6 protein-coding genes are annotated in these 8685 nt (G+C 67.3%); all 6 read right to left on the bottom strand.

The genetic code is table 11. From position 1 onward, the window contains the following. Positions 1–148: 148 nt before the first annotated feature. The 6 genes from EUS26_RS14695 to EUS26_RS14670 all read right to left on the bottom strand — a co-directional run bounded on the left by EUS26_RS14695 (position 149) and on the right by EUS26_RS14670 (position 8680). Positions 149–463 (bottom strand): hypothetical protein, encoded by a 315-nt coding sequence (locus EUS26_RS14695; protein WP_130014576.1) that lies wholly within the window; start codon positions 461–463, stop codon positions 149–151. Positions 464–562: 99 nt separating this feature from the next. After that, on the bottom strand, positions 563–1657 hold the full coding sequence (locus tag EUS26_RS14690; protein ID WP_130014575.1) for a DUF6236 family protein: 1095 nt from the start codon (positions 1655–1657) through the stop codon (positions 563–565). A 550-nt stretch (positions 1658–2207) separates the two neighbouring features. After that, positions 2208–3734, bottom strand: a complete 1527-nt coding sequence (locus EUS26_RS14685) for a hypothetical protein (protein WP_130014574.1) — start codon at positions 3732–3734, stop codon at positions 2208–2210. Positions 3735–3972: 238 nt separating this feature from the next. Beyond that, the gene (locus EUS26_RS14680) at positions 3973–6420 is read right to left on the bottom strand and encodes an AAA family ATPase (protein WP_130014573.1); all 2448 of its coding nucleotides are present in this window, start codon (positions 6418–6420) and stop codon (positions 3973–3975) included. A gap of 20 nt (positions 6421–6440) precedes the next feature. Beyond that, the gene (locus tag EUS26_RS14675) at positions 6441–7295 is read right to left on the bottom strand and encodes a mechanosensitive ion channel family protein (protein WP_238149011.1); all 855 of its coding nucleotides are present in this window, start codon (positions 7293–7295) and stop codon (positions 6441–6443) included. Further along, positions 7292–8680: a DUF2254 domain-containing protein gene (locus EUS26_RS14670; RefSeq protein ID WP_130014572.1), complete on the bottom strand. Its 1389-nt coding sequence runs from the start codon at positions 8678–8680 to the stop codon at positions 7292–7294. Before EUS26_RS14670 ends, EUS26_RS14675 begins: the two co-directional genes overlap by 4 nt. Positions 8681–8685 lie beyond the last annotated feature (5 nt).

Genomic DNA, 8685 nt, shown 5'->3' with positions numbered 1-8685 from the left:
GCTCGAGGAAGTCAAGCGCGCCGCAGAAGCTGACGATCGTTCAGTCTCGGCCTGGATCCGCCGAGCCGTCGAGCACGAGCTGTCTCGCCCCGCCTGACCCGTGAGCCCACCGCGCGGCCAGCGGCAGAGTAGTGCGGAGTCGGACCGCTCAGTCGTCTTCCGAGCCCTGGGGGAAGTCGACACCGTAGTGCTGCGCGATGAGCTCTGTGGTCTCGCATCCCCAGTCGTTTCGCTCCGAGAGAGGCACCCCCTCGGCTTCCATGCCGTCGCAGGTGCCTGTTCCCGAACCACAGTCGAGGTGGACAGCCAAAATTCTCCGGATGAGAGGATCCTCAATGACGTTGAGGCGTCGCATCGCTTCGATCCATAGAGATGCGCTCATGGGCGCCCGTTCGTCCACCTCATGGACCACGTCCATATGGAACTCTCGGCTCGCTTCCTCGTCGTACACGTAGCGCGTCACTGCTTGAGCGTACCGAAGCGGGTGGCGAAGCACGGATGGATGCTGGCAAGCGCTCGGCGGCAAGAGCGGGTGTCCCCTGGGTGCTTCGTGCTCGTCGTCTCACCGATGCCAAAGAGAACCTGACTTGCGCACCACGGAGGTTGGCTTTAGTTTGGACAATTTCATCAAGTAGTTTCCAGCGCTATTGACCTTGCGCAGCTGGCGTCGGCGGACGCCTTGGCCGATGGCGTAAGAAAAGACTCCCGCCGCCGCACCAGCGGTGACTGCTTGCACTGGTTGCATTACCAAATTGGCCGTTCCCGCCACTGTAACGCCGAGCGGCACTTGAACCCCAAGAGTGTGGTCCACAGGGTCAAGATTGAAAAGTCCCAGCGACTTCCTAAGGCGATCCCTCGGCTTTAAGAGGCGATCCTGCGTAACTTCAATGAGCCGCTCTCTAAGGACCTCTTCATCAACGTCCGCCGGTAGGTTCTGCAAGTCAGTTACTGCATCGTGAACCGCCGCCTGAAAGTCACCCAGTAGTTCTTCATTGTGTTTGCGGAACTGAACGATCGCTTCCGTCGGTACGAGACTCAACGCACGCGGAAGAGAGGACTCCACGGCTAGGAGCGCAACCCTTTGGTGCAGATTATCTCGAGCGTCAACAGTCGGCAACGGGGCATGTCCGAGCAATAGATCAGACACATCCTCGACTGATGGTGCATCCATGGCCACGTGTGCACGCGCGACGTCCGTGACGGGCCTCAAATCGAAGTGTTGCGCTGTCAAACGGGTCAAGACCGTCATGTAGGCCGCCGCGAGACGGCTATCCATGCCAATCCAACTGGCGGACCCAACGTTCATCGACAGCCGGCGATGATGCGCCTGCTCGCTAGAGGCGCCGAAGGCTAGTCCGGCATTTGCTAGTGCGTCGATGAGCTCCGGCGCCAGTTTCTCGGCGAAGATGTACCCGATCGTCCCATCGTCGGTTAAGCCCCCATCTCGGGGTCGTTCATGACCGTGTTGCAACCTCATGAGGGAGGGTTGAACACCCAATCTCCGCTGGACATCTCCGTCTCGGGCGTTGAGGAAATCAAGGAATAGGCGCGAAGTCTCAACAGCGGATTGCCCCGGCCGCCGGTTATTTAAGAATCCGAGATCGTTCTGCAGGACTTTTGCCGTTCGACTGTCCTTGGTCGGGTAGTCGTGGGGCACTATCCGATTGACTCGCTTCCAGTAAAGGGCAGCTGACTTCAACCACGTGTCGCTTCGAACGTGTATGTATGGGTAATAAAGTCCCGACTGAATCAGCATGCAGGCCTCCGAGCGTCCTAAGAGCAGGGTAGCGGACGTCGTTCATCAGGGTCACCCGGTCAGGAACCCAACTCGAAGCGGGACCGCGCACGGATCCCAAAGAGGTAGGGCTCCAGGCCCACGCGCACATCGCCTGCGAGGTCGCGACCGGCTTACTCGCGGGGCGCTGAAGGCAGCACGGAGGTGAAGTCGATTCTTAGTTGGAAGGAAGGAGGATGCGCAGTATTGGCGGGCCAGTATCTCGCGACCGCGTGCGGCAGGCGCTGACGTGGTCGGATGCGGGCCGGCATCCCTGCGCCACCACTAGGTGCGCTGCGTCGCAGCATAGACACCTCCGGTCGGATGGGTGGAACATGCGCGCAGGCGGGCCCAATGTTCTTACCCTTACCCCGTTGCCCAGATTCGTGTTCTGGTGATGCGGACTCGACCATTGCGTGGCCTTCATCGCCACTCATCTACCACCCCGAAAGAGTATCCGCGGCAAGCGCTCGGGAGAGGCGAGGACGTCAAGCAGATACAGACAGCCGAGTAGACCCACATCGTGCGGAACCTCTCCGTCATGGTGTGCAAGCAAGGCGGCCGTCTGAGCCCTGGAGGATTCCTTGTCGGAGCCGTGGCCGTGAGTGGCGTCGCGCAAGATCTTCAAGTACATCGCGGTCGCGGCCTCGACCGAAAGACGCCGGGTGTTTCCCGTACCCAGTTGCAGGTCCACCGTGGCCGTTCCTAATTGACGACGAATGAAGAAGCCTTGTTGCATGGCTGCAAGAGCGGAGACAGCGCGCCGAGCGGTCGGCAAGAGGATCTCCGCGGCCTGGTCTGGAATAACTCTCTCCAGGCGCTCCAAAACTTTCGTGGCGTGGCTCAGGGTGAACATTGTGATGAGGTTCGTGCCTCGCACACCCTCAATGGAGTCCAGAATCGTGAAGAGCAGGGTCCGCCGAGCATTGGTGTCGCGGTGGGCGACGAGCATGGATGTCGTCCGGCGAAAGATCTGCTCAAAGGTGAGCAATGCCTCAAGGTGCTTAGCTGGACGGTAGTCGCCGTCACGATCAGCGAACGTAGAGAGATCGCTGAGCACCCCGAACAAGAGGTTGAGATGCTCGATCCACCACTGGAGCGCGGCGTCGGCCGCCGAAGCAGACAGTGCGCGAAACTCGGTCGCCTCCTTGGCCCCCGGGGTCCACACAAGTTGCAGAAGCTCCGAGGCCTCGCCCTCCGTGCCGGAGACAAAAGTGCCCAGGCTGAAGATGAGCGAGCCGAAGGATCGAAGAACGTTGACCGCCCAAATCCCCGGCGCTCCTGCCGCTAGCAGCGGGCTCAAGTAGGCGTCAAACGTATGCACGCCGTCGTACAGTCCAGCGGAGGAGGAAAAAATACCGTCTTGTTGCGTATTGAGTCGTTGAAGATGCGTAGGGTCGCCCCCTCCTAGCCGGTGATCCTGCCCCATGCGCACCCAAACGGAGGCAAGCTTGAGGCGATGATGAAGCGCGGGACTAGTTTCCACGAGGTGGACCCATGTATTTCTGAATGGGCCAGTGGACGGATCATCGTTGAACGTTATTGCGTTAAGATTGTCGACCAAGTACTCAGACTGAGTGGGCAGATCGTTGAGAGGCAAGGTGTGCAATAGCAGGAGATGGTGGTTGAGCAGGTCAACCAAGGCCCCTCGCTCCTCAGCCTTGACAAGTCGGCGCTCGAGATCCGTTGCCATCCGCTCTGGGAGATTTATCGTCACCCGTTCAGACAGACGCCTGATCTCGTCCCAGCGCGGCGCAGGATCTAAGGGCTTTGCGATCGTCCGCAGCCGAACAAGGTCGGGGCGCTGGTTCCGGTACGACTCCTCAGTTTGCACGATGAACCGACCCTGGCGGTCCGGACGCGAGACCATCTCACACCCGACCAAGAGCCCTTTAGGGTTGCCGCCCCAGATCCAACTCGGAAGTTGCACCCGCGCGCGTCTTGGAGGTTCGGCAGCCACGCCGAGAACATACATCTTCCACCCGCCCCCTAGGCCGCCTCCACGCCTTGGGCGCGGTCATGGCTGCACTGCGGGCTTGATTTCTTCGGCGGCCAAAAGGCCGTCAGCGTTGCCTGATGCGTCGAGTGCCGCTGTGACCAAAGTCCGCGCGGTTCTAGTTGACGGCGAGCCCGACATCGACGTGGGCGACGGTTCGGAGCGGCCCGTCGGACATCCGGACATCGGCAGAGTCGGTCTGTCACGACCGCCGCTGCATGTCGATGATGCGACCACCCTCATCGCCTGCAGCCGGCCCCATCTCGACGACAAGATCGGCGGTGGCCACGACGGCAGGGTCGTGCTCGGCGACCACGACGGTGTGTCCTGCAACGGCCAAGGCGTGCAGCTGGGCGAGGAGGCGGTGGACGTCGGCGGGGTGGAGCCCGGTCGTCGGCTCGTCGAAGAGGTAGAGCGTGGGGGAGCGGCGCTGCTTCTGCAGCTCGGTGGCGAGCTTGATGCGTTGAGCCTCGCCCCCGGAGAGCTCGGTCGCCGACTGCCCCAGCTGCAGGTAGCCCAGCCCCAGCGCGTCGAGCGCCCGTAGCGCCCGCGCCGCCGCATTCAGCCCGCCGAGCTCCCGCCGCGCCTCTCGCACGCTCATCCGCAGCAGGTCGGCGACGGTGTGGCCCTGCCACCGCACCTCCAAGGTCTCGGGGCCGAACCGGTCGCCGTGACAGGTGGGGCACGGGGCATACGTCCCCGGGAGGAAGAGCAGCTCGACCGCGACGGCCCCCTCACCCCCGCACGTCGGGCACTGGCCCGCCGTGGTGTTGAAGCTGAAGCGCGACGCGGTGAAGCCGCGCTCCTTCGCCTCGGGGGTCGCGGCGAAGGCCTTGCGCACCGCGTCCCACAGCCCGGTGTACGTCGCGAGCGTCGACCGCGGTGATCGTCCGATCGGCTTCTGGGTGATGCGCACGACCCTGGTCGGCGCCCCCTCGCCCTCGGCCCGCACCGACCCCGCCGCCTCGTCGCCTCCCACCCCGGCAGGGCGACCGTCCTCGTCCCCGGCACCCTCGTCGGCCTCCTCCACGTCCTCCACCCGGGCGAGCTGTCTGCCCACGACGTCGTGGACCGCGTCGAGGAGGCTCGTCTTGCCCGACCCGGACACGCCCGTCACCACGGTCACCAGCCCGAGCGGCAGGTCGAGGTCGACGCCCCGGACGGTATGCCGCTCCAGCCCCCGGAGCTGCAGCCTCCCTGTCGGCGTCCGGTCACCCTCCCCGGCGATGCCGCCCAGCACCTCCTCGGCGTGCACCGGCTGGTGCAGGTAGGCCGCGGTCGGCGACTCCGTCACCTGAGCCAGCCCGTCGACCGGCCCCGACCACAGCACCCTCCCACCGTCCTGCCCCGCGCCCGGGCCGACGTCGACCACCCAGTCGCAGCGCTGCACGACCGCCATGTCGTGCTCCACCACCACGACCGTGTTGCCGGCGGCCACGAGCGCCCGCAGCAGCCGCATCAGGTCGTCCACGTCACGCGGGTGCAGGCCCGCCGACGGCTCGTCCAGCACGTAGACCACCCCGAACAGCCCCGACCGCAGCGCCGTCGCCAGCCGCAGCCGCTGCAGCTCCCCCGACGACACCCCCACCGCCGGGCGGTCCAGCGACAGGTGGCCCAGGCCCAGGTCGAGCAGCAGCTCCAACCGCCCCAAGAGGTCGTCGACGAGCACCTGCTCGGCCCGCGACCGCGCGTCCCCGTCCGCGTCCTCGTCACGGAGCGACTTACGCCGCTCCCGCAGCACTGACACCAGTGCGCTCACCGGCAGCGCGGCGGCCTCGTCGACCGCGAGACCCTCCCACGTCACGGCCAGGGCGTCCGCCCGCAACCGCCGACCGTCGCAGGTCGGGCACGGCCGCGTCTGGACGAAGCGCAGCATCCTGCGCCGCGAGGTCGCGCTCCTGGTCTCGGCGAGGGTGCGCCGCACATACCTCGCCGCGGAGGAGAAGGTGCCCTGGTAGGGCCGGTTGATCCGCTCCGCGTCCCGCGTCGGCACCACGGTGACGACCGGCTGCTCGTCGGTGAAGAGGATCCACTCCCGCGTCTGCGGCGGCAGCTCGCGCCAGGGTGCGTCGACGTCGTGCCCGAGGGCGGCGACGATGTCGCGGTAGTTCTTGCCCAGCCACGCCCCGGGCCACGCGGCCACGGCGCCCTGCGCGATGGACAGCCCGTCGTCCGGCACCATCGACGCCTCGGTCGGCTCGTGCACCACCCCCAGACCGCCGCAGTCGGGGCAGGCGCCGACCGCCGTGTTGGGGGAGAAGTGGTCCGAGTCCAGGTGCGGCGCCCCCGGCGCGTATGCCCCGCACCGCGACAGCAGCATCCGCAGCGTCGCGCCCGTGGTGGTCACGGTCCCCACGCTCGACCGTGCCCCGGCGCCGGACCGGCCCTGCTCCAGCGCCACGGTTGGCGGCAGTCCGCGCACGTCGCGCACCTGCGGGTCGATCGCCGTGTGCAGCAGGCGCCGGGCGTACGGCGCGACCGAGTCGAGGTAGCGCCGCTGCGACTCCCCGTGGATCGTCCCGAAGGCCAGGCTCGACTTGCCCGACCCGCTCACCCCGGTCACCGCGACCAGCGCGTCGCGCGGCAGGTCGACGTCGACGTCGCGCAGGTTGTGCAACCGGGCGCCGCGGACCTCGATCTGACCATCCATGCCGGTCAGGGTATGCCGCGTCAGCCGCGGGTCCTGCCGGTCCGCTCCCACAGGTCGCGCAGCTGCGGGGTCACGCCGATCGTCGTCACGTCGGAGGAGGTCTCGATGCCGGCGTCGCGGAAGGCGTGCAGCACCGCCCGGATGACGGCGTCGCGCGCCTCCTTGGTCTCCAGCTGGCGGGCCCCCGACCAGAAGCGGAGCTCCAGCTCGACCGTGCGGGTGCCGATGGTGGTGAAGAGCGCCTGCGGCAACGGCTCGTCCAGCACCGACGGAAGCTCGACCATCGCCCGCACCGCGACGTCGCGCACCTGCTCCAGGTCGTTGTCGTCGGCCAGCTCGACCGTGATCGCCGACCGTACCGCCTCGAAGCCGGTCTGCACCGTCACCGGGTTGGAGTGCAGGGTGCCGTTGGGGATGAGCACGAGTCGCCCGTCGAAGGTGCGGATCGAGGTCGAGCTCAGCCCCATCTGCACGACCGTCCCGGCGTGCTCGAGCACCGCGATCTGGTCCCCGACCCCGAACCGGCCACGCGCCAGGATGACGATCCCGGCGAACATGTTGCCCAGCACCGTCTGGAAGGCGATGCCGGCGGCGATCGAGATGACGCCGACCCCGCCCAGGATGTTCACCGGCCGCACGCTGGGGAAGAGGATCGTCAGCGCCGCGCCGAGGCCCAGCGCGACGACGAGCATCCCCGCCAGCCGGCCGAAGACCCGGGCCGACTCGGCGCTCCGGCCGCGCCACCCCAGCGCGGCGGTCACCCCCAGCCGCACCAGCTGGCCGAGCAGCACCGCCACGACCAGCGTCGCGAGCGCCAGCCCGGCACCGGTCCAGGTCACCGCCGGCAGCGCCAACCCGGTGTCTGCGCCGCTCACGGTCCCCGCCGGGTGTAGGCCTTCTCGTCCTCGGCCCGCGCCCGCTCCACGATCTGGCGCGTGACGCGCTCCCAGTGGTCGAGCACCTCGGCATACTCCGGCAACGCGACCGGGCGCAGCCGACCGAGGACGAAGAGCACCTGGCGTGGCACCTGCAAGGACTCCTCGGCGTAGTGCAGCAGCTCCTCCAGGGCCAGGTCGATGACCTCGGCGACCCGCTGCGGCCGGTGCACCAGCCGGATCTGCCCGTCGCGCTCGACGACCTCCGGCAGGTCCCTCCGGGTGACCACGAGGCGCAGGATGCGGTGCAGCTCGTTGGTCACCTGGCTGGCCGTCGTCGGGTCGTTGATGCCCGGGCTGAGCGCCCGCTCGGCGATGTCGACGAGCTTGCGCACCCCCACCTCGGGGTCCTGGTTGAAGGAGCGGTCCTTCTCGACGACGATCGCGCGGCGCACCGTGCCGAGGTCGAAGCGGTCGGCCAGCTCCTGGTGCTGCTCGTCGTCGGCGCCGTTCATCACCATCCGGCGCTCGGGCAGCGCCAGCCCGTAGATGCGCACCGCCGGCGCCCCCTCGGTGACGTAGCGCCCGACCGGGGTGAGGATCTGGACGACCGCGTCGTGCTCGGTGGCCCAGTCGACGAGCCGGCGGTATCCGATCTCCACGACATACCCGTGCTCCACCGCCTCCAGCTGCAGCACCGGTGCCGACTCCGGCGGGTCCCACTCCCGGTCGGGGCGGCGGGCGGCCGGCTCGTCGGCCCGCGGGTAGTACCGGTCGATGACCGACATCGTCGCGCTGCCCAGGTGGGTGACGATCGAGGAGACCTGGATGGAGGTGGTGATGTGCTGGATGAAGGCGAGGAAGGTGCCGACGCTGGCCAGCACCAGAAGGAAACCGAGCGTGATCGAGATCTGCGGGACGAACGACGCCTCGCCGGAGGCGCCCTGCACCGACCGCAGCACGGTGAGCGCGTAGGTGAACGTCGCGGCGAAGATGCCCAGCGTCGACTGGGTGATCCGGCTGGAGAGGAAGTCGTCCAGCACCCGGGGGCTGAACTGGCTGCTCGCCAGCTGGATGACGACCATGGTGATGGAGAAGACGAGACCGGTGACCGAGATCATCGCGCCGGCGATGGTGCTGAGCATGCCGCGGGCACCGTCCGCGCCGCCCTGGAAGACGTAGGGCAGGCTCTCGTCGAACGCCAGCTCCCACTCCGGCAGCACCGCCCCCACGACGAAGGCGACGACCACGAAGGTCATCGGCAGCACCCAGAACGGACGCCAGATCCGGCTCCACCTCGTGGTGCGCCGGATCTGCGGCAGGACGCCGACGTCGTCGCGGTCGTCCGGCTGGGCGTCGTCGCGCGGATGGGAGGGGGCGGTCATGATGC

The organism is Serinicoccus sediminis (genome assembly GCF_004153545.1).
Lineage (GTDB): Bacteria > Actinomycetota > Actinomycetes > Actinomycetales > Dermatophilaceae > Ornithinicoccus > Ornithinicoccus sediminis_A.
Note: the sequence above shows the minus strand (reverse complement) of the source record. Positions and strands in the feature narration are given on the sequence as shown.

Excerpts from the sequence above, each read along its gene's own strand:
- EUS26_RS14680 (WP_130014573.1), bottom strand. The coding sequence starts at position 6,420 with ATGGATGGTCAGATCGAGGTCCGCGGCGCCCGGTTGCACAACCTGCGC.
- EUS26_RS14670 (WP_130014572.1), bottom strand. The coding sequence starts at position 8,680 with ATGACCGCCCCCTCCCATCCGCGCGACGACGCCCAGCCGGACGACCGC.